This window comes from Rhizobacter sp. P2_H2 (assembly GCF_056403375.1).
Genome location: NZ_JBFUFP010001310.1, coordinates 1 through 1322, shown reverse-complemented (window position 1 = coordinate 1322; position 1322 = coordinate 1). Strand labels below are relative to the sequence as shown.

The following is a 1322-nucleotide window of genomic DNA, read 5'->3' as shown; positions in this document are numbered from 1 at the left end:
GCATTGCGCAGGACACGATCGCGATGGCGATCAACGACCTGATCACCGTGGGCGCGACGCCGCTGGTGGTGCAGGCCTACTGGGCCGCGGGCGGCTCCGACTGGTTCTCCGACGCGCAGCGCGCGCAGGCGCTGGTGGAAGGCTGGAAGGCCGCGTGCGACACCTGCCAGGTGGCCTGGGGCGGCGGCGAGACGCCGGCGCTGGCGGGCATCGTGGCCGAGGGGCGCATCGACCTGGCCGCGAGCTGCACGGGGCTGATCAATCCGAAGGAGCGGCTGTCGGTCGGCGACAAGCTGGCACCGGGCGATGCGGTCGTGCTGCTGGCGTCGAGCGGCATCCATGCGAACGGGCTGAGCCTGGCGCGCAAGCTGGTGGAGCGGCTGCCGAAGGGGTATCTGACCGAGGTGCAGCCGGGGCTGAGCTACGGCGAGGCGCTGCTGGCGCCGACAGTGCTGTACTCGCCRGTGACCGAGGCGCTGTACAAGGCCGGCATCCAGCCGCACTACTGCGCCAACATCACCGGCCACGGCTGGCGCAAGCTGCTGCGGCATCCGGCGAAGCACAYGTATCGCATCCACAGCGTGCCCGAGGTGACGCCGGTGCTGAAGTTCATCCAGCAGCATGCGAAGCAGGACGATCAAGAGGCGTACAGCACGCTGAACATGGGCGCGGGGTTTGCGATCTTCGTGAAGGCCGAGGATGCGCAGCGCACGGTGGAAGTGGCGCAGGCCGCGGGCGTGAAGGCGATGGTGGCGGGCGCGGTCGAGGCGGGGCCGAAGCGGCTGCTGATCGAGCCGCTGAACATCGAGTTCGGCGACGATTCTTTGCAGCTGCGCTGAGAAGGCCTCTGCCCGTCGCCTACAATCCGCCGCGACGGGCCTCCCCGCATGGAAGCACGGCCAACCGGGTCAGGTCGGGAACGAAGCAGCCCTAACTGTTGCGACCAGTGCCGGGGGTAAGGCTCGTCACCCCTCCCTCTCCTCTTTGGGTTCGACAAGTACTGCGCTCGCCCACCTCCGTTCGGGCTGAGCCTGTCGAAGCCGGCGAGGAAAGCAACTCCCGCTCACTCGAGTTGCACGCTTCTGAGCGGTCACCCTCCTTCGATGGAGCGCATGCTTCTGGCCAGCGGATCCAGTTCGAATTCGGCTTCGAAGGCGGCGCGAAACCTCGTGCGAACCTGCGCAGGCGCTCTCCTGATGTATTCAAGAGCCTTGGCCAAAGCATCGGAATCCAAGCCTTTGAGGTACGAGATTGCAGCCGCAGGGCTCTCAGGTGCCAATCCGTCCTGAGCGGCGAACCTCGGGCGAAGGGCGGTCCAAACG

Annotated in this window: 2 protein-coding genes and 1 other RNA gene; 2 read left to right on the top strand and 1 reads right to left on the bottom strand. The window is 67.2% G+C overall.

What is annotated here, in order from left to right; genetic code table 11:
• Together AC1D15_RS32625 and ffs are read left to right on the top strand one after the other, a co-directional pair.
• A partial coding sequence (locus AC1D15_RS32625) for an AIR synthase-related protein (protein WP_477829325.1) occupies positions 1–839 on the top strand: 839 nt, incomplete at its 5' end.
• Positions 840–872: 33 nt separating this feature from the next.
• An RNA gene (gene ffs, locus AC1D15_RS32620) (signal recognition particle sRNA small type) lies at positions 873–970 on the top strand.
• 120 nt (positions 971–1090) lie between these two features.
• Here the strand turns inward: ffs and AC1D15_RS32615 are convergent.
• Positions 1091–1322 (bottom strand): hypothetical protein (locus tag AC1D15_RS32615; protein ID WP_477829324.1); only part of this gene is annotated, 232 nt, incomplete at its 5' end.